Source organism: Streptomyces sp. NPDC028722 (assembly GCF_040637655.1).
In the GTDB taxonomy this organism is placed as follows: Bacteria; Actinomycetota; Actinomycetes; order Streptomycetales; family Streptomycetaceae; genus Streptomyces.
Genome location: NZ_JBEZWU010000054.1, coordinates 1 through 18,410 on the forward strand (window position 1 = coordinate 1; position 18,410 = coordinate 18,410).

Genomic DNA, 18,410 nt, shown 5'->3' on the forward strand with positions numbered 1-18,410 from the left:
CTGCTCGGTAACGCCATCGCCGCCGCCCCTACCGTGGCCGGTCTCCCGGGCCGGCTGCCCCTTCAACGCCCGGCCTCGCGTTCCTGCGCCGTAAGCGCCGAAGTCCCAGGCCTCCGGCCGTGCCCGCAGACCCCGACCCCACAGGCCGGCGCCTGGATCGAGCTGCTCGCCTCCCTGGCTGCGGGTGTGGCACTGGGCGTTGGCCCTGCCCGCCCCGCTTCTCACCGGCTTTGCCCCGCTGCTGGCCGCGCTGCGTCGGTTTCGACCCGGCCGGACCGCCTGACCCGCATACCGCCGTCCGCCCGGCGCCGCGTTATCACCCCGCGAGACGCTCCAGGGCCTCAAGATCTGGTCCAGTGAACGCGAAACCCGCCTCGACGCGTTCGGCTGGCTCAACCGCTACAACACCCGACGCCGTCGACGTCACCGAGTGGTACCTCATCCAGGTATGGACCGCACCGCCCCAGGAAGCCGCAGCGCTGCTCCAGACCGACAGCTACGGCGCATCCGTCCGAGCAGAGTGATCACGGGCGGGAACGCGGTTGTTCGGCCATGAGCGAGGTGAGCCCCGGAGATGCCATTTCGGGGCTCACCACGCTCAGGGCGCCGGCCACCTGGCCTACCGCTGCCCGCGTCTGGAGCTGAGCGCGGACCACATCTGTCTAGGCGGCTTTCCTGGCCCCCGGGGCATGGGGTGCGGCTAGATTGCTGGACGAGCCGCAGCGGGTGGAACCACGCTCTCGAGTCCCATACCGCCTAATGTGCGAAAAGGGCGGTTGGGGTTGATATCCAAATAACGGGCAATACGGCAGAAAGAATGAGTGTATTTACTCCTATGCGACGTTTGCCGGGAACCGTGGAACTGGCCCACACCGACCTGTCCCCGTGACAAAGCCGCAGTTCAGGAAGAGTGCTCCCCGCGCCCGCGGGGATGGTCCCGCCCTCCGCACTCGCCTCGCCACCCCCGACCTGTGCTCCCCGCGCCCGCGGGGATGGTCCCAACGGCCCCTACGACGTGGCCGTGCACGTCGCGTGCTCCCCGCGCCCGCGGGGATGGTCCCGGTCCGCGTCGGTCCGGCAAAGGCGGGCCTGGGTGCTCCCCGCGCCCGCGGGGATGGTCCCTCGACGCCGCGCGCAGGATTTCCGACGCGCACGTGCTCCCCGCGCCCGCGGGGATGGTCCCGTCTGGCCGGCGGGGCCGGCACCGAGGATCCGGTGCTCCCCGCGCCCGCGGGGATGGTCCCGCCACGCCCACGAAGGGCGCGTGGTCGACGATGTGCTCCCCGCGCCCGCGGGGATGGTCCCGCGCCGAAGCCGGCCGGCGGGAACGACTCGAAGTGCTCCCCGCGCCCGCGGGGATGGTCCCTGGGCGCATGTCGGGTTGCTGCCCTGCTCGGGGTGCTCCCCGCGCCCGCGGGGATGGTCCCAGCGCGGCGGCTTCGGCGACCGGAACCGTGGTGTGCTCCCCGCGCCCGCGGGGATGGTCCCGCTGCGTCCGCTGCGACAGCCCGCAGGACCTCGTGCTCCCCGCGCCCGCGGGGATGGTCCCACCGATACCAGCCGCCACGACCTCCCGGCCGAGTGCTCCCCGCGCCCGCGGGGATGGTCCCATCACGGGCAACGCGGTCACGCTCCGAGGCGCGTGCTCCCCGCGCCCGCGGGGATGGTCCCGGTGGCGGCCGCCACCACAGACCACGTGGACAGTGCTCCCCGCGCCCGCGGGGATGGTCCCTCCTGGGTGTACAGGGAGTAGCAGGCGGCGGCGTGCTCCCCGCGCCTGCGGGGATGGTCCCCAGGCGATCACCCAGACGAGCGCGGCGCTCCCGTGCTCCCCGCGCCCGCGGGGATGGTCCCGCGACCGACGACATCGACACCCAGGTGATCGATGTGCTCCCCGCGCCCGCGGGGATGGTCCCACGATCACCCACGACAGCCGGAGGATCTTCTCGTGCTCCCCGCGCCCGCGGGGATGGTCCCCGGGCGTCCTGCACCGGGCGGGCCGGGCTGTCGTGCTCCCCAACGCCCGCGGGGATGGTCCCGGGCCCGATCTCCCCGTGCTCGTTGGCGACGAGTGCTCCCCGCGCCCGCGGGGATGGTCCCGACCCGCCGCCGCCCCGCGGGCCGGCCCCGCAGTGCTCCCCGCGCCCGCGGGGATGGTCCCGCGCCAGTGAGGTCGGCGATCTCCAGTTCCCAGTGCTCCCCGCGCCCGCGGGGATGGTCCCGACCCGCCGCCGCCCCGCGGGCCGGCCCCGCAGTGCTCCCCGCGCCCGCGGGGATGGTCCCATCAAGAACGACTGGCGGTCCAACGCCCGTGCGTGCTCCTCGCGCCCGCAGGATGGTCCCCGGGACGTTGCGGCGACTGCCCGGGCGCCTCCTGGTCCGCCTACCCCGCTGCCCGTGCCCGGCGCGCGGTTCCGCGGGCCAGGGCTCGGGTGTCGGGTGCGTGTGGAGGGCGGTCGTCCGTCGGCATGGCGGTGGTTACTGGCCGGGGTGGACGGCTTGGACGCCGGTGCCCGCGTACGCCTTGGGGGTGAGGGTGAGCAGGTATCGGCCGGTGGGGTGGGCGGGGGAGGGGCGGGCTGTGTGGATGGCGTGGACGGCGGCCCAGGAGTGCCCGAAGCGCAGCAGTTCTGTGGCGGTGATTGCGGCGTCGGTGTCGAACGCCTCGATCCGGATGAACCGCAGCCCGTTGATGTAGGAGAGCAGGCCGGGTCGTTCGGCGTCGCCGGCCGTCAGCGACAGCACCGGTGCATACAGGTCACCGAGCCCGCCGGAGGCCTGGACGTAGAACGCGGCGACGGCCTCGTTGAACGGGTCCTTGGGGTCGTACAGTGCCATGGCGGTCGTGTGGTCCATGACGACCGCGATCGCCGCCACTACGCGGCTGCTCGCGGACCGTGGGAGGCGGCGCTCAGGCGCTCGAGCAGGGCTCGGGCCTTGGCCTCGGCCTCCGGGCTCGGCGCGCTGCCCAGGGCGGAGGCGAGCTCGGATCGGGCCAGCTCGGCCCGCTCGGCGTACTCGGCCCGGGTCGGCGTGCCCTGCGCGAGGTCCTCCACCAGGCTGCGGATGGTTGTGCCGTGTTCCGCCGCCAGTTGGGCGAGTCGGTCCCGCGCGGCCGTACTGACCTTGATGCTCGTCTCGTCTGCTGCCATGTCCCGACTCTACCGCCTTCCTCTACTGACGGTAGAGGGGTGAGGCCCGGTGCGCTAGCGCCGCCCGTTTTGAGGCACGTCGCCTTGGTGCTCCCCGCCGGCCGTCGTCCATAAATCGAGCCGGCTGCGATACGTCATCTGCCGGCCCGGGTGGCGCCTACCGGTGCAGGTGGGTGCGCGCGATCGTGCCCGCGTGCTCATACACGAGGGTGCGGTAGGGCGTCCATCCCCCGGTCATACCGGCTTCGCTGGCACCGTGGCCGCTTCCGCCGACCGGCCATCCCTCCTCACGGCGCCGGAGGATGCCCCGGCCGGGGGCCGGGCCCGATGTTTGTCCCGGCCGCCGTGCACACGGCTGCGGCCGCCGGGACCGTGTGGTGGCCGGGGGTGGTACGCAGGGCGCACGGAAGCGCGGGTAGGGCAGTGGGGGCGTGCTGTCGGCGCGGTCGGCTACCTTCAGCATGTCCCGAGTGGACGGTGCGTTCCCGCCCGGCCTGTTTACCCCGGGCCGGGCGGGAACGCTGTGCTCGCCCCCCGGTTGTTCTGGCACGGGGGCGGGCTCTCCCGGATGGAAGACCGACACCTCAAGGGTGCCTTGGCTCCATTGACGTCGGTCGAACGCGGGATTGCAAGGAGAACCGGGAACTTCCACCCCAGAGCGAACGGGCGGGGCGTTTTCCTTCGGGCGGCAGTTCGTCCCTGTTCGTCGTGGGCTGTTCCGCGACCGGCATTGTTCCGTGAATCCGTGATCACTTGGCGTAGCAACTGCTGCTGAGTACATGCTGGTTGACCTCTCCGGGCAGCGGCGGCGTGGCACCCGCCCGGCTCGGGGATCTGTCGGTCCCCGGACGGCCGGCGGCAAGGGAAGACCGAGAACCAAGGGAACTTGATGGAACGCAAAGGGATAAGGCTCCTCATCGCGTTCGCCACGGCGATCGTGTTCACGTGGAGCGTCGTGATGGTTGCGTTCGGGCAGGTCGCGGCGATTGCCGTCCTCGCTCCGGCGCTGGGGCTGACGGTCCAGCAGATCGTGCGGGCCGCCCGCCCGCAGACCGGGCTCGAGGCGGCGCGCACCCAGGCCGGCTGCGAGGCCGGGCGGCCGGCGTCGGCCGTGCAGAGCAGCGGGGAGGAGGCGCCATGAACCGCTTCTCCGACCCGCCCGAGGCGCCCGACGAACCACCTCCTCCAGGCGAGCCGCAGCCGGCCGGCGCAGCCGGCCCGCCGGCCGCGCCCAGGCAGAACGCGACGGACAAGCCTGCCGGGCCCGGCTTCCCGGCCCGGGCCGGGAAGCCTTCTGGCAGGGGAGGCCGCACCGCCAACGGGCGGCGTCCAGGCCGCCCCGGCCGGCCGCTCGGCCCGATCGCGCCGCACGTCTCCAGCGCACACCGGGCCTGGCTCGTTCCGGTCCGCGAGGCCTACCTCGCCGCCGCGCTCTCCACCGGCCTGACGATGAGCCGGCTCGGCGAGGCCGTGTACATCTCCAAACCGAAGATCTCCGAGCTGCTGAGCGGCAAGCTCTACCCGCGCTGGGAGCTCCTCTACGACGTCGCCGTCACTCTCGGCGTCTCCTTCTGGCCGCTGTACCGGCTGTGGCGCCAGGCCGCGCTGGAGACGGAGAACAAGTCCCGCACCTGGGTGGAGAAAAGCGCCGCCCGCGTGACGATGACGGCCACCCGCGCCACCCCGCCGCTGGACCTCACCGCGTTCCGTGACCTCACCGAGGGCGGCTACCGCCTCTACGGCGGTGTCTTCCTGATCGGCGCCTCCTGCGACGCGGCCCTCGAGGAAACCTACGACCAGCTCTGGCTGTCGTGGGACCAGGCCCTCGCCAGCCGCGACGCCCGCCGCTACACCTTCACCGTGCTGCGCACCGCGGTCATGACCCGCACCTCGCACATCGACGGCCGCCCCGAGTTCAGCGCCGCCGCGTTCGACACGGTCGCCCTGCGATCACTCACCGATGAGGACGAGGCCGCGGAACAGATCGCCGAGTCCATCGCCTTGTTCAAGGCGATGGGCCGGCTGCCCCACAACCAGCTCGACGTCATGGTGCTGCGCGCCCTGCACGGCATGGCCACCGAGGACGTCTCCCAGCTCCTGGGCCTCCCACTGGCCACCGTCCTGTCCGATGAACGCCACGCGAGGCGCTTCCTCGACGACAGTCTGTGACCGCCGCCCACCCGAAGGGAACAGACATGAACCGCATCGACGGCATCCTCGCCCGGGCCCGCCTCGCCACGGAACGCACCGTGCCCCGCGACATCGTCGACACCCACTCCCGCCCGGCCGCCCGCACCGCGCAGCCCCCGGCCGACACCCACGACCGACCGACGGCGTCCGGTAGGCGCCGCGCGGCCGCGGAGGCCGCCGAAGACCTCAGGGCCCTGTGCGAGACCCTCGTCTCCCACACCCCCGCCCATGAGATCGCCGACTTCGTCACCGAACAGGTCCCCGAACCCCGCAGCGCGCTCGTGCTGGCATGCGTACTGCAACTGACCGACACCGACGACGGCGCCCGCTTCTGGTGGCAGTACGCCGCCGGCGCAGGCCAGCCGGCCGCCGCCTACTGCCTCTACCTCCACCACCTCGCCGCCGACGAAGACACCCCGGCCCGCTGGTGGCACCAGCAGACCGACGACGTCAAACCACCACCCCCGCCCCCCGCCTCCGCACCCAGGCCGACGGCCGTGGGGCAGTGGGCACCAGCCCTCCACCCCGTCACCAGCACCTCTACCACCACCATCCTGCGGATCCTGCGCCACCTGGCTAAGCAGACCGTCCGCGACCGCACCACAGCGGTGACCCGCCTCATGGCCTACGTCCCCACCGCCGTCACCGTCGGCTACCTCCGCGAGCCCGACATGGAACTCCCCCTGCCCGGACACGACTTCGCCGAGCGCATCAAGGGGCTCCTGGCCGCCGCGGCCAGCAGGCCGGACGTCGCCGACACCCTCCCCGCCCGCTCTTCCCAAGCCGAACAAGACCTCCACGACCTCCTCCAGCAGGCCGCCACCCGCCGACTAGGTACGCCAAAATGATTGCTTTCATGCTCATTACAGCGCTTTGCCGGAATCAGTGGAACTGGCTCACAACGGCCTTTCTCTCTGGCAAAGCCGCAGTTCACGAAGAGTGCTCCCCGCGCCCGCGGGGATGGTCCCTCCAGCGGTACCGCCGATGCCAAGCCGAGTCCGTGCTCCCCGCGCCCGCGGGGATGGTCCCGACTTGAGCCAGTAGGCGACGAACAGCCGGTTGTGCTCCCCGCGCCCGCGGGGATGGTCCCTCGACCTGCGCGCCAGGGCCCGCAGTGCCGCTGTGCTCCCCGCGCCCGCGGGGATGGTCCCGGGGCGAAAATGCTGGTGAGCGGGCCGGGTGCGTGCTCCCCGCGCCCGCGGGGATGGTCCCCAGCTCCTCGGGACGACCGCGGCCGGCACGCTGTGCTCCCCGCGCCCGCGGGGATGGTCCCCGGTCCAGCCAGCGCCGGCCGAGCTGCCGGTAGTGCTCCCCGCGCCCGCGGGGATGGTCCCGGCGCCCTTACGGCGTCGAACCTCCCTTTCACGTGCTCCCCGCGCCCGCGGGGATGGTCCCAGCATCACGGCTGATCGCGCGGCCTATGTCGTGTGCTCCCCGCGCCCGCGGGGATGGTCCTCGTGGTCGCTTCGCCTCGGTGCGCGTCTCCCAGTGCTCCCCGCGCCCGCGGGGATGGTCCCACCCCGCCCAAGGCGCCGGCCGCTCAGGTGAAGTGCTCCCCGCGCCCGCGGGGATGGTCCCCTCGCCGGACCGTGCCAGTGCGGCGGCCTGCCGTGCTCCCCGCGCCCGCGGGGATGGTCCCTACGCCACCGAGTGGCTGCCCGGCTACGTGGCGTGCTCCCCGCGCCCGCGGGGATGGTCCCCAGGACATGCCGGTCATGGCGGCCAACGCGAAGTGCTCCCCGCGCCCGCGGGGATGGTCCCGCGGCCCGCATCTGGGCGAGGATGCCGGACACCGTGCTCCCCGCGCCCGCGGGGATGGTCCCATGATCGTGTCTTCGTCGGCGAAGTTGACAATGTGCTCCCCGCGCCCGCGGGGATGGTCCCACCGAAACCGTCGGCAAGGAGGCCGTGAAGTGGTGCTCCCCGCGCCCGCGGGGTGGTCCCGTTGAACGGCATTCCGGATACCCGCAGAACCTGTGCTTCCCGCGCCCGCGGGGATGGTCCCGACTTGCGCAGCGATCTCACCGACGTCCGTGAGTGCTCCCCGCACCCGCGGGGATGGTCCCGGTCCCTCACCGAGCAGGAGCGCATTGCTCCCCGCGCCCGCGGGGATGGTCCCTCGGCCGAACCGTCCTGCCGGACCGTCCACCCGTGCTCCCCGCGCCCGCGGGGATGGTCCCACCCGTGAGTCCCGCGCCGATTCCGAAGTGGCGTCCTCCCCGCGCCTGCGGGGATGGTTCCGTGTTCGAGGTGATGCAGGTGATCGTGGCGGGTGTTTCCCGTGACGGTGTTGATCGGTTGTTGTTCGTTTTTTGCAACCGGCTTCGCGTGGCGTGTGGGTGTTGTATTCATCTGGGATGACTGGTGAGGGGGGCGGCCGGGCGGGGCTGCGTGCCCGGTTGAGCGGGCCGGTGTTGAGTGTGTGGGCCAAGCATGACCGTGAGGGGGATGGCTGGCTGCCGTTGTGGCGGCACATGGAGGACTGTGCCGCTGTGGCGGGGCGGTTGTGGGATGAGTGGCTGCCGTTGTCGGTGCGCAGGCTGATCGCCGGTGGGCTGCCGGGTGGGCAGGCGGATGCCCGCCGGCTGGTGGTGTGGCTGGCGGGTGTGCATGACATCGGGAAGGCGACGCCGGCGTTCGCCTGTCAGGTGGATGAGTTGGCGCAGGTCATGCGCGGTCACGGGCTGGAGATGCGTTCGCGGGAGGCGATGGGCGCGGACCGCAGGTTCGCGCCGCACGGGCTGGCGGGGCAGGTGCTGCTGGGCTGGTGGCTGGAGGAGCGCCATGGCTGGACGGTGAAGCAGGCCGGGCAGTTCACGGTGGTGGTGGGCGGGCATCACGGTGTGCCGCCCGAGCACGGCCAGATCCAGGCTTTGGAGCGTCATCCGGATCTGTTGCGCGCGCAGGGTGCGAGCGGGGTGCTGTGGAAGCAGGTGCAGGATGAGCTGCTGGAGGCCTGCGCGCAGGAGTTCGGTGTCGTTGAGCGGCTGGCGGCCTGGAAGTTGGTGAAACTGTCGCAGCCGGTGCAGGTGCTGCTGTCCGCTGTGGTCATCGTCTGCGACTGGATCGCCAGTAACAGCGACCTGTTCCCCTACTTCCCCCAGGACGTGCCCCGCACGGGCACGGAGCGCATGGCGGCCGCCTGGCGCGCACTGGACCTGCCCGGTCCCTGGCGGGCACAGGAGCCGGCCGGGGACGTCGCGGAGTTGTTCGCCTCCCGGTTCGATCTGCCGGCGGGCGCGAGGGCCCGCCCGGTGCAGGAAGCGGCTGTCGCGCTGGCGAGGGAGATGGACGAGCCGGGGCTGATGGTGATCGAGGCGCCGATGGGGGAGGGGAAGACGGAAGCCGCGCTCGCCGTGGCGGAGATCTTCGCCACGCGGTCGGGGGCGGGCGGGGTGTTCTTCGCGCTGCCGACGATGGCCACCGGCAACGCGATGTTCCCCCGCCTGCTGCACTGGCTCGACCGTCTTCCGACCCCGCCCGCCGCGCGCTACTCGGTGCTGCTCGCCCACTCCAAGGCCGCTCTCAACGACGACTTCGTCGACCTGATGGGCGGCGGCCGGCGTATCGCCGAGGTCGACGTGGACGGCCACGCCACGCAGCAGTGGCGGCCGTCGGATCCCGGCCGTGCCGCTGCGGCCGAACTCGTCGCTCATGCCTGGCTGCGGGGGCGGAAGAAGGCCATGCTGTCGTCGTTCGTGGCGGGCACCATCGACCAGCTGCTGTTCGCCGGGCTCAAGAGCCGCCACCTGGTGTTGCGTCACCTGGCGATCGCGGGGAAGGTCGTCGTCATCGACGAGGCCCACGCCTACGACACCTATATGAGCGTCTATCTCGACCGGGTGCTGTCCTGGCTGGGTGCCTACCGGGTGCCGGTGGTGGTGCTGTCCGCGACGCTGCCCGCCGGCCGCCGACGGCAGCTGGCCGAGGCCTACGCGGGCAAGGCCGCCAGCGCGACCAAAGCCCCTTTCGATGCTGTTGCCCGGGCCGGCGACTATCCACTGCTGACGACGGTCCGCCCGGGCGGGGCGCCGCTCATGCGGCGTCCCGCCGGCTCGGGCCGTAGCACGGACGTCGAAGTGGAGCGCCTCGATGACGACGTGAACGTCCTGGCGGACCGGCTGGAGAGGGAGCTCGTCCAGGGCGGCTGCGTTCTGGTCGTGCGCAACACCGTTCGCCGGGTCCTTCAGGCAGCGGCTGTGCTGCGAGAGCGCTTCGGGCAGGAGAACGTCACCGTCGCCCACTCATGCTTCGTCGACGTCGACCGCGCCGAGAAGGACGCCGCGCTCCTGACCCGCTTCGGCCCACCGACCGCGAAGACGGACCGCCCGCAGACGGCGCACATCGTCGTCGCCAGCCAGGTCGCTGAGCAGTCCCTGGACGTCGACTTCGACCTGCTGGTCACCGACCTCGCCCCGGTCGATCTGCTGCTGCAGCGCATGGGACGCCTGCACCGCCACCTGCGCGGCGGCCACCAGCAGACCGAGCGGCCCGAGCAGCTGCGCCAGGCACGTTGCCTGCTCACCGGCGTCGACTGGAACACCCCCGTACCCGCACCGGTGCGCGGTTCGCTCGCCGTGTACGGGGCGCACGCGCTGCTGCGCTCTGCCGCCGTCCTGCTGCCCCACCTCGACGGCGGCCGGCAGCGGCCGGTACGGCTGCCGGCGGACATCAGCCCCCTGGTGCAGCACGCCTACGCCGACACCGTCGACGCCCCGGCCGGCTGGGAGGAGGCGCTTGAGGCTGCACGCACACGCCATGAGGAGCACCGCGCGGATCAGGCCGAGCGGGCTGCGACGTTCCGTCTGGATGCTGCCGCCCGCCCTGGTCGGCCGCTGTTCGGCTGGGTCGCAGCCGGCGTCGGTGACGCGGACGACACCCGCCAGGGGCGGGCCCAGGTACGCGACAGCCGCGAGAGCCTTGAAGTCGTGGTCGTCCAGCGGCGCGCCGACGGCACCCTCGCGACGCTGCCGTGGCTCAAGCCGGACCGCAAGGGCCGCCCGCTGGCCGGGCTGCCCCTTCCCACGGACCAGGTGCCGACCACGCTCGCGGCCCGCGCTGCGGCCAGCTGCGGGCTGCGACTGCCGATCCAGTTCAGCTACGCCGACGTGATGGATCAGGCGATCGACGAACTCGAGGAACTCTATATTCCCGCCTGGCAGGTGAAAGACAGTCACTGGCTCGCTGGCCAGCTGATCCTGCCGCTCGACGAGGACTGTCAGACCCGCCTGGCAGGCTTCATCCTCCGGTACAGCCCCAGTGACGGTCTTGAGGTGACCCGTGCCTGACATCGATCAGAGCAGCAGTGGTGGTGGGGGAGTGCTGTCGTTCGATCTCACCACCCGCCCGTGGATTCCCGTGCTTCGCCGGGACGGCAGTCAGCAGGAGGTGTCGCTGCGGGAGGTGTTCGAACAGGCTGATGGTCTGCGCCGGGTCGTCGGTGACCTGCCCACCCAGGAGTTCGCCCTTATCCGGTTGCTGCTGGCCGTCGTGCACGACGCGCTCGACGGGCCCCGCGACATCGACGACTGGGCCGACTTGTGGGCGGATGACGCCTGCTTCACGCCGGTCGGGGCGTACCTCGACCGGCACCGGGCACGGTTCGATCTGCTGGACGCCGACGCGCCGTTCTTCCAGACCGCCGGCCTGCGCACGGCACAGGGCGAGGTGTTCTCCCTCAACCGGATCGTGGCCGACGTCCCCAACGGCGAGCCGTTCTTCACCGCCCGCATGCCCACCGTCGAGCGGCTCACCTTCGCCGAGGCGGCCCGCTGGCTCGTGCACGCCCACGCCTACGACACCTCCGGCATCAAGACCGGCGTGGAGGGCGATGCGCGTGCCAAGGGAGGCAAGGTCTATCCGCTCGGTGTCGGCTGGGCCGGCAACCTCGGCGGGGTGTTCGTCGAGGGCCGCACCCTGCGCGAGACGCTGCTGCTGAACCTGATCGCGGCCGACACCGCCAACCTCGAGATCGACGACGCGGACGCTCCGGCGTGGCGCAGGCCGCCGTGCGCCCCGGGTGGCGCCGAGCGCGCCCCTACAGGCGTGCGGGACCTGTACACGTGGCAGTCGCGGCGTCTGCGCCTGCACTTCGATCAGGATGGGGTGCTCGGCGTCGTTCTCGGCTACGGCGACCCGCTCGGTGCCCGTGACCGCCAGCACCGGGAGCCGATGAGCGCCTGGCGGCGCAGCAGGGCACAGGAGAAGAAGCTGAAGAAGACGCCGGTCTACCTGCCGCGCGAGCACGCTCCCGAGCGTTCCGCCTGGCGCGGGATCGGCGCCCTCGTCGCCGGTGAGGCAGGCACGGCGCAGGGGGCGGAGCCTGCCGAGCGTCTGCGGCCCGGGGTCCTGGAGTGGGTGGCCCGCCTGGTGACGGAAGGGGAGCTGGAGCGCGGATTCCTGGTGCGGACGAGGACCGTCGGCGCCCGCTACGGCACCCAGCAGTCCGTGATCGACGAGATCATCGACGATCACGTGGCCATGGCCGTTGTTCTGCTGCACGAGCGGGACCGGCGTTATGCCGAGCAGGCCGTGGCCGCCGTCGGTGACGCCGATCTCGCGGTCAACGCGCTGGGCGACCTGGCCGCCGACCTGGCCCGGGCGGCCGGCGCGGACAGTGAGGGGCCCCGCTCCACCGCCCGCGATCTCGCCTACGGCCTCCTCGAGGCCCCCTACCGCGCCTGGCTCGCCGGCCTGGCCGACACCGACGACCCCTACGCCCGCCGCACCGCCTGGCAGCAGCAGGTACGTGAGATCGCCGGTGGTATCGGGGACCGAATGATGGCCGCGGCCGGAAACGCGGCGTGGCAGGGCCGGACCGTCCAGCTCAAACACGGCACCGATTGGCTCAACTGCGACCTGGCCGGCAAGTGGTTCCGTGCCACCCTGCGCAGGGGCCTGGGCAGCCCCGATGTTGTTGACACGCCGCCGGCCACGGACATGAGCCCGGCGCACGAGACCACCGTGAAGGCATCCGCATGACCACCCTGACCACGCCTGTCACCCCCCGCGAGCGGGTGACCCGCCTCGCAGCCGGCCACATCACAGCCTGGCAGCGCGGCTATCTCGCCGACGAGTCCCACGCTGTCGCCTCCCTCGCCCGGCTCCGGCGCGGCGCCGGGCGGCCGGCCGGGCAGTTGCCCGACCTGTGGGCGCTGATCGACACCGGCCCGCTGCACCACACCCCCGACGGCGCCCGGCCGCTGAGCGAGCGGGAACTGGAGCACGCCGAGGACGCCCTGCACGTCGCCCTCACCTTGTACGCGCTGCACCAGCAGTCCCGTCGCACCGGCATGTACCAGCCCGACCGACCTGACAGCCGCCGCGGGCTGGGGGCCGCGGTGCGGCGGATGATGAAGCCCGGCGAGATCGACACGCCCGTGCACAAGCGCCTGGTCCGCGCAGGCACCGCCGCCGACCTGGCCACCTGCGCCCAGCGGCTGCGCGACATCGTCGTCCTGCTGCGCCAGAGGGACATCGAACTCGACCACGCGCTGCTCGCCGGACAGCTCTACACCTGGCAGTGGCCCGGCGGCGCGGACACCGTCCGCAGGGAGTGGGGCCGCTCCTTCCACGCCTGGCACAACAGCACAGACGATGCACCTTCAGCCCGCGCCGACCGCGACATCACCGCCCGCACCACGGACACCGACAAGGACGCCTCGTGAACCGCATCTTCCTCGACGTGCACGCTCTGCAGACCGTCCCGCCCAGCAACCTCAACCGCGACGACACCGGCGCCCCCAAGAGCGCGGTGTACGGGGGAGTGCCGCGCGCCCGCGTCTCCAGCCAGGCCTGGAAAAGGGCGACCCGCACCTACTTCCAGGACGAGCACCTGCTGGACGCGAGCGAACTCGGTGTGCGGACGAAGAAGATCGTAGAAGCGGTCGCTGCCCGGATCACCGACCTCGACACCTCCCTCTCCCACGAGGACGCGCTGCGTATCGCGGACGAGACGGTCAAGGCCGCCGGCCTGAAGACCGAGGTGCCCAAGCGCAAGACGAGCGCCGCCAAGGACGGTGAGCCGGACCCGGCGCCGCAGTCGAAGTACCTGGTGTTCCTCAGCGCCCGCCAGCTCGACGCCCTGGCCCGCCTCGCCGTCGACGGCGCCACCGACATCACGGCCTACCTGGCGGACAAGAAGAACAAGGGCAAGGCCAAGCAGCTCGTCGACAGCCACCACTCGGTCGACATCGCCCTGTTCGGCCGCATGGTCGCCGACGCCGCCGACATCAACGTCGACGCCGCCGTCCAGGTCGCCCACGCCCTCAGCGTCCACCGCGTGGACAACGAGTCCGACTACTACACGGCCGTGGACGACGAGAACACCGAGGAGGAGACCGGCGCCGGCATGATCGGCACCGTCGACTTCAACTCCGCCACCCTCTACCGCTACGCCGCCCTCGGCGTGCACCAGCTCGCCGCCAACCTCGGCAAGGGCCTGCGCGAGGACGAGCCGCGCACCGACCCGGTCCGCCGGGCCGTGGAGGCCTTTGTCCACGGCTTCGTCGCCTCCCTGCCCACCGGCAAGATCAACACCTTCGGGCACCACACGCTGCCCGATGCCGTGATCGTCAAAATGCGCACCACCCGGCCCGTCAGCTTCGTCGCCGCCTTCGAAGACCCGGTACGCGGGGAGACGGGCGGCTACGTCCGCGAAGCGTCCGAGCGCCTGGCCCAGTACATCCCTGAAATCGAGCGCGCCTACGGCGACGAAGACTCCACCCTCACCTGGGTGCTCCGCGTCGGCCCCAACACCCACAAGCTCGCCGCCCTGGGCACCGAGGCGGCGAGCCTCGGCGAACTCGTCACGGCCGTAGGCCAGGCCACCGCCGAACGCCTGGAGAAGCCCGCATGAGCGTGCTGACCCTCCTCCTGGCCGGCCCCCTGCAAGCCTGGGGGGCCGCGGCCCGCTTCACCCGCCGCACCACCGAGTCCGCCCCCACCAAGAGCGGTGTCATCGGCCTGCTCGCCGCCGCCGCCGGCATCGAACGCGGCAACGACGACAAACTGACGCCGCTGGCCGCCCTGCGCTTCGGCGTACGCATCGACCAACCCGGCACCCGCATCCGCGACTTCCACACCGCCCACCACGGTGTCACCGGCAAATCCATGCCGCTGTCCGAACGCTTCTACCTCGCCGACGCCGTCTTCGTCGCCGCCCTCGAAGGCGACCACCACACGCTCACAGCACTGCACGCAGCACTGCGCAACCCCGTCTACCCGCCGTTCCTCGGCCGCCGCTCCTGCCCGCCCTCCCGCCCCGTCGAACTCAGCCTGCACGAGGACGCCGGCCTGCTACACGCACTGCACCGGGAGCCGTGGCAGGCCTCACCCTGGTACCGCAGACACCACCGCGGCCACGAGGAGGTCGAACTGACCGTCCTGCGCGAAGCGGACGAGCACGAGCAGCACATGGCTGACACGCTGCGCGACCAGCCGCTCAGCTTCGCCGCCGAACACCGCCGCCACGCCCTGCGCACCCAGGTCGCCTCCAGCGTGCGCATCCCCCACCCGTCCTCCGCCCGGCACCTGCCCCGCCACGACCCCTTCGACGCCCTGGACGAAGAGAGCGCCTGATGCACCTCACCCGCTTTCGCGTGAACACCGCGCGCTCCGGCGCCCGCCGCCTGCTGTCCTCCCCGCAGGCCATGCACGCCGCCGTCATGTCGTCCTTCCCGGCCCTGCTGCCCACCGACACACCCCCTACAGACGGCCCGCGCGTGCTGTGGCGGCTGGACCACACCACCCGCGCCGAAGTCATGCTGTACATCGTCAGCCCCGACCGGCCCGACCTCACCCACCTCGTCGAACAGGCCGGCTGGCCCGCAGCGGCCGCCGCCGACCCCAACCAGCCGGGCTGGCAGAGCCGCCCCTATGGCCCGCTCCTTGACCGGCTCACCACCCAAGAGCGCTGGGCGTTCCGCCTCACCGCCAACCCCGTCCACCACGCCCGCCGCAAGGACGACGAACCCACCAAACGCACCGCCCACCTCACCCCCACGCACCAGATGGGCTGGCTCCTCAAACGCCAGGAAACCTGCGGCTTCCGCGTGCTGGAAAAAACGCACGCCACACGGCTCCTGCCCAGCGGCACCACCCACACCAGCCAGCCCCACCACGGCGACCGCTACGAACTCACCGTCCACGACAAACGCACCCTCGCCTTCGACAAACACACCAACCCCCAGCGCGGCCGCCGGCCGCCCGTCAGCCTCGTCACCGTCACCTTCGACGGCCGCCTCGAAGTCACCGACCCCCACCTGCTGCGCCGCGCCCTGACCCAGGGCATCGGCAAGGCCAAGGCCTACGGCTGCGGCCTGCTCACCCTCGCCCCGCTACCCACGGCGAGGTGAACCGGTGACCACCGTCTCCCGACGCTCCGCCCTCACCCCACGCCACCTCACCCGCACCGGTGAACGGCTCTCCTTCATCTACCTCGAACGCTGCACCGTCCACCGCGATGCCAACGCCATCACCGCCGAAGACGCTGACGGCACCACCCACATCCCCTCGGCAACCATCAGCACCCTCCTCCTCGGCCCGGGCACCCGCATCACCCACCAGGCGATGAGCGTCCTCGGCGAAACCGGCGCCGCCGTCTGCTGGGTGGGAGAACAAGGAGTGCGCTACTACGCCGGCGGCCGCGCCCTGACCCGCTCTTCCGCACTCGCCGAAGCACAAGCCGTGCAATGGGCCAACCCCCGCAACCGCCTCGCCGTCGCCCGCGCCATGTACCGGCTGCGCTTCCCCGACGAGGACCCCACCGGCCTCACCCGCAAAGAACTCCTCGGCCACGAAGGCAGCCGCCTCAAAGACTGCTACCGCGCCCAGTCCGCCCGCACCGGCATCCCCTGGCGCGGCCGCCGCTACACCCCCGGCGACTTCACCAGCGGCGACCCGGTCAACCAGGCCATCACCGCCGCAGCCCAGTGCATGTACGGCATCGCCCACGCGGTCGTCGCCTCCCTCGGCTGCAGCCCCGCCCTCGGCTTCATCCACTCCGGCCACGAACTGTCCTTCGTCCTCGATATCGCCGACCTGTACAAAACCGAAATCGGCATCCCCCTTGCCTTCGACATCGCAGCCCAGGACGAGCAGGACATCGGCTCACGCACCCGCCGCGCCCTGCGGGACCGCATCAACGAAAGATCGCTGCTCGACCGCTGCGTCAACGACATCAAACGCCTCCTGCTACCAGAGACAGCCCCAACCGAGGCCACGAACGACGACCATGACGTCGTCGCCCTCCACACCGACGGCGGCCGAACCGTGCCCGCCGGCCGCAACTACGGTGACGGAACCGACCATCACGACGCCAGCGACTACGCGGACCTCACCTGGTGACCGTCATCGTCCTCACCAACTGCCCGCCCGGCCTGCGAGGCTTCCTCACTCGATGGCTCCTCGAGATCTCCGCCGGCGTCTTCATCGGCAACCCCTCCGCACGCATCCGCGACCTGCTCTGGAACGAAGTCCAGCAATACGCAGGCCAAGGCCGCGCCCTTCTCGCCCACACAACCAACAACGAACAAGGCTTCACCTTCCGCACCCATGATCACGCGTGGCATCCAGTCGACCAGGAAGGCCTCACCCTGATCCGCCGCCCCAACACCCAAAACCCCTCAATCACCACGACTACTCCTGGGAAAGGCTGGAGCAACGCCTCCAAACGACGGCGGTTCGGAAGACGGGGATAGCCCCTTCATTCCTTTTGTGACATTTTGCGGGAATCTATGAAACTTACTCACAGCGGCCTGTCCCCGTGACAAAGCCGCAGTTCACGAAGGGTGCTCCCCGCGCCCGCGGGGATGGTCCTACCTACGACCGACAGCCGCACCACATCCGTGGGTGCTCCCCGCGCCCGCGGGGATGGTCCCCCGTGATGAACGGGCGCCGGGCGGCGGCCTGCGTGCTCCCCGCGCCCGCGGGGATGGTCCCAAGAGCAACGCCAGCTGGCAGGCGCAGACGTAGGTGCTCCCCGCGCCCGCGGGGATGGTCCCTCCCCCAGTGCCGCGTAGACCGTGGAGCTGTCGTGCTCCCCGCGCCCACGGGGATGGTCCCAACCCGAGCTGTTCCGTCTCGCCTCTGCCCTGGTGCTCCCCGCGCCCGCGGGGATGGTCCCTGCCCGACCAGGTCACCGGTGTCCGGGTCGTAGTGCTCCCCGCGCCCGCGGGGATGGTCCCTCGACCAACGTCACCATGGACAAGTACAACAAGTGCTCCCCGCGCCCGCGGGGATGGTCCCGCACCCGCGACCTTGTTCCAGACCCCGACGATGTGCTCCCCGCGCCCGCGGGGATGGTCCCCAGGCCATCGAGCACCTGTCCGAGGCCCTGCAGTGCTCCCCGCGCCCGCGGGGATGGTCCCGGCCGGCGGGCGGAGCCGAGGCAGCCTCGTCGGTGCTCCCCGCGCCCGCGGGGATGGTCCCGGCTGGAACGCGGCGACCGCCCTGTCGGTGTCGTGCTCCCCGCGCCCGCGGGGATGGTCCCCACCTGAACGGCACGGCCATCAGCACGGCCGAGTGCTCCTCGCGCCCGCGGGGATGGTCCCGTGGACCGGGACGAGCGCGGCGTCAAGGTGTGCTCCCCGCGCCCGGTGGCAGCTTCGCATTCGCGAGCAGGCTCGCCGTCGGGCCGCCACTAGGCAGTGTCTTCAAAAGATCTTGAGTGGTGGATCATGGTCGGGTGATACGTCGCCATGAACTGTCCGATGCTGAGTGGGAGTTCGTCCGGCCGCTGCTGCCCGTGTCATCGCGTGGGCGCAAGCGGCTGGATGACCGCAGGGTCCTCAACGGGATCGTGTGGAAGTTCCGTACCGGGACGGCCTGGCGGGATGTGCCTGAGCGGTACGGGCCGTGGGCCACGCTGCACACCCGTTTTCGCCGGTGGGCGGCGGACGGCACGTTCGAGCGGATGCTTCGCGCCGCCCAGTCCCGGGCGGACGCCGGCGGCGACGTCGACTGGCTGGTGTCAGTCGACTCCACCATCGTCCGCGCCCACCAGCATGCCGCCGGTGCTCGAAAAGGGGGCTCCGCAGCCCGGCCCTCGGACGCTCCCGAGGCGGCCTG

General features: G+C 71.7%; 14 protein-coding genes and 2 CRISPR repeat arrays. Of the genes, 12 read left to right on the forward strand and 2 right to left on the reverse strand.

The annotated features are described in order from the left end of the window. The first annotated feature begins 910 nt into the window (after positions 1–910). Positions 911–2,344: a CRISPR direct-repeat array (repeat unit 29 nt; unit sequence GTGCTCCCCGCGCCCGCGGGGATGGTCCC). 134 nt (positions 2,345–2,478) lie between these two features. Together AB0F03_RS36440 and AB0F03_RS36445 are read right to left on the reverse strand one after the other, a co-directional pair. Beyond that, complete coding sequence (locus AB0F03_RS36440) at positions 2,479–2,877, reverse strand: hypothetical protein (RefSeq protein ID WP_362000428.1); 399 nt, start codon at positions 2,875–2,877, stop codon at positions 2,479–2,481. Then, the gene (locus AB0F03_RS36445; protein ID WP_362000431.1) at positions 2,877–3,152 is read right to left on the reverse strand and encodes a hypothetical protein; all 276 of its coding nucleotides are present in this window, start codon (positions 3,150–3,152) and stop codon (positions 2,877–2,879) included. The genes AB0F03_RS36440 and AB0F03_RS36445 overlap by 1 nt, the downstream gene beginning before the upstream one ends. A gap of 889 nt (positions 3,153–4,041) precedes the next feature. On the opposite strand from AB0F03_RS36445, the gene AB0F03_RS36450 reads away from it, so the two are divergent. The 12 genes from AB0F03_RS36450 to AB0F03_RS36505 all read left to right on the forward strand — a co-directional run. Then, the gene (locus AB0F03_RS36450; protein ID WP_362000434.1) at positions 4,042–4,293 is read left to right on the forward strand and encodes a hypothetical protein; all 252 of its coding nucleotides are present in this window, start codon (positions 4,042–4,044) and stop codon (positions 4,291–4,293) included. After that, positions 4,290–5,321 carry a sigma-70 family RNA polymerase sigma factor gene (locus tag AB0F03_RS36455; protein ID WP_362000437.1) on the forward strand — a complete coding sequence of 344 codons (1,032 nt, stop codon included), beginning with the start codon at positions 4,290–4,292 and terminating at the stop codon, positions 5,319–5,321. Before AB0F03_RS36450 ends, AB0F03_RS36455 begins: the two co-directional genes overlap by 4 nt. 26 nt (positions 5,322–5,347) lie before the next feature. Continuing rightward, the gene (locus tag AB0F03_RS36460; RefSeq protein ID WP_362000439.1) at positions 5,348–6,190 is read left to right on the forward strand and encodes a hypothetical protein; all 843 of its coding nucleotides are present in this window, start codon (positions 5,348–5,350) and stop codon (positions 6,188–6,190) included. Between the two features lie 1,509 nt (positions 6,191–7,699). Then, positions 7,700–10,630, forward strand: coding sequence for a CRISPR-associated helicase Cas3' (cas3, locus tag AB0F03_RS36465; protein ID WP_362000465.1), 2,931 nt, complete (start codon positions 7,700–7,702; stop codon positions 10,628–10,630). Continuing rightward, the gene (gene casA, locus AB0F03_RS36470; protein WP_362000442.1) at positions 10,623–12,323 is read left to right on the forward strand and encodes a type I-E CRISPR-associated protein Cse1/CasA; all 1,701 of its coding nucleotides are present in this window, start codon (positions 10,623–10,625) and stop codon (positions 12,321–12,323) included. Before cas3 ends, casA begins: the two co-directional genes overlap by 8 nt. Continuing rightward, on the forward strand, positions 12,320–13,009 hold the full coding sequence (gene casB / locus AB0F03_RS36475; protein ID WP_362000445.1) for a type I-E CRISPR-associated protein Cse2/CasB: 690 nt from the start codon (positions 12,320–12,322) through the stop codon (positions 13,007–13,009). Before casA ends, casB begins: the two co-directional genes overlap by 4 nt. After that, positions 13,006–14,199 (forward strand): type I-E CRISPR-associated protein Cas7/Cse4/CasC, encoded by a 1,194-nt coding sequence (gene cas7e / locus AB0F03_RS36480; protein WP_362000448.1) that lies wholly within the window; start codon positions 13,006–13,008, stop codon positions 14,197–14,199. Before casB ends, cas7e begins: the two co-directional genes overlap by 4 nt. Then, complete coding sequence (gene cas5e, locus AB0F03_RS36485; protein ID WP_362000451.1) at positions 14,196–14,921, forward strand: type I-E CRISPR-associated protein Cas5/CasD; 726 nt, start codon at positions 14,196–14,198, stop codon at positions 14,919–14,921. Before cas7e ends, cas5e begins: the two co-directional genes overlap by 4 nt. After that, complete coding sequence (cas6e, locus tag AB0F03_RS36490; RefSeq protein ID WP_362000454.1) at positions 14,921–15,697, forward strand: type I-E CRISPR-associated protein Cas6/Cse3/CasE; 777 nt, start codon at positions 14,921–14,923, stop codon at positions 15,695–15,697. The genes cas5e and cas6e overlap by 1 nt, the downstream gene beginning before the upstream one ends. Before the next feature lie 4 nt (positions 15,698–15,701). Next, positions 15,702–16,688: a type I-E CRISPR-associated endonuclease Cas1e gene (gene cas1e / locus AB0F03_RS36495; protein WP_362000457.1), complete on the forward strand. Its 987-nt coding sequence runs from the start codon at positions 15,702–15,704 to the stop codon at positions 16,686–16,688. After that, positions 16,685–17,041, forward strand: coding sequence for a type I-E CRISPR-associated endoribonuclease Cas2e (gene cas2e, locus AB0F03_RS36500; protein WP_362000460.1), 357 nt, complete (start codon positions 16,685–16,687; stop codon positions 17,039–17,041). Before cas1e ends, cas2e begins: the two co-directional genes overlap by 4 nt. Before the next feature lie 90 nt (positions 17,042–17,131). Then, positions 17,132–17,951: a CRISPR direct-repeat array (repeat unit 29 nt; unit sequence GTGCTCCCCGCGCCCGCGGGGATGGTCCC). A 76-nt stretch (positions 17,952–18,027) separates the two neighbouring features. Further along, on the forward strand, positions 18,028–18,410 hold a 383-nt coding region (locus AB0F03_RS36505; RefSeq protein ID WP_362000463.1), incomplete at its 3' end, for an IS5 family transposase.